This is a genomic window from Frankia canadensis, assembly GCF_900197875.1.
Taxonomy (GTDB): domain Bacteria; phylum Actinomycetota; class Actinomycetes; order Frankiales; family Frankiaceae; genus Frankia; species Frankia canadensis.
This window is the reverse complement of the sequence record NZ_FZMO01000424.1, coordinates 1-1,479: the sequence shown is the minus strand read 5'-3', so window position 1 is coordinate 1,479 and position 1,479 is coordinate 1. Positions and strand designations below refer to the sequence as shown.

Below are 1,479 nucleotides of genomic sequence, written 5' to 3'. Positions count from 1 at the left end.
GATCAGCGCGCTGGATCAGCGCGCTGACCTGGCTCGGCGCGCCGACCTCGGGCGTCGCCCCCGCCCCGCCCCCCCCCCCCCCCCCCCCACCCCCCCCCGCCACCCCTCGCCCCCCGCCCCCGCTGCGGCAGCGGATCGGCCAGGAAGTACTCCCGCACATGCTCGTACAGCTCCCAGAACCGCAACGGATTCCGAAACCCCGAACACACCGTGTAATACGCCGGCCGCTCCACCGGCGGGGTGTGCGCCGCCGCCGCGAGCGTCGCGTTCACCACCAGATCAATCGGAATGATGTCCACCACCGCGTCCGGCGACGCCGGGAAATCCGGCAGCTCCCCCCGGCCGTAGGCCAGGATCAGCGGCTCGGCCATCTTGAACCCCTCGATCCACCCCGGGAACGGCCGCGCCACCGCACTCTCGATGATCGACGGGCGCACGATCGTCAGCGGCAGCTCCCCGTGATGCTCCTCCAACCAGCGCTCACCCAACGCCTTGGTGAACGTGTACGCATCCGTCCACCCCAGCACCTGCGCCCGCTCACCGCCCGCCGACACCAGCCGGCGCGCCACCCACTCCCGGCGCAGCCGCTCCGCCTCCGCCGACACCGTCTGCGCCCCCGCCGCCGCGAACCGGCGCACCGCCGCCCGCCGAAACCGCGTCGAGTTCTCCGGCGACCGCGACGCGTCCTCGGTCTGCTCCCGCACCCGCGTCGCGAACGCCTGCTCCACACGCCAGTCCACATCGTGCGCCAGCGGCCCCTCCGCGATGTGCCCCGACCGCAACCCCGCCACATACGCGGTCGACACGTGCACCAGATGCGGCGCGGCCCCCGCCGCCCGCAACGCCCGCACCAGCTCCTGCACCCCACCCACATTGATCCGGAACGCATCATCGATCGGCGGGTCGAACGACACCTCACCCGCACAGTGGATCACCACGTCGATGTCACCGGGCAGCGCCGGCACCCGCGTCAGATCCCCCTCGATGACCTCCACCCGCGACGCCACCAGCGCCGCCAGCTCCGCCGCCCCCACCCGCTCCCGCAACAGCCGGAACGCCGGCTTACGGGTCATCCGGGCCAGACGCGCCGCACCACTGTGACTGCCCCGCGGCCGCACCAGCGCCACCACCCGGGTGTCCGGGAAATCCGACAGCAACCGCTCGAGCAGCGCCTCACCCATGAACCCGGTAATCCCGGTCACCAGGACACGCCTGCCCGCCAGCTGCTCGCGCAGACCCACCCTGACCTCCGCTGCGATTCCCCGGGACACCCCTACGGGCACCCACGCATCCTCCGGATGGGCGGGTGCACATCCGGTGGGCAACCCTAGGCGACGATCCGCCCCCACGACGCCAACCCGCAGTTCACCGGTCGGTGCCCACGCCGCGGTACGCACGGAAACCTACCGTCCGCGCCGCGCCGCGGTGACGGGCAGCCCCACGATCCGGCTCCCGACCTGGACAACCCCACCCCACCCG

At 73.0% G+C, this 1,479-nt stretch carries 1 pseudogene; it reads right to left on the bottom strand.

The features are described from left to right. Positions 1-107: 107 nt before the first annotated feature. Positions 108-1,241: pseudogene (locus tag C1A33_RS25240) on the bottom strand (fatty acyl-CoA reductase); the annotation flags it as partial. Between the last annotated feature and the right edge of the window lie 238 nt (positions 1,242-1,479).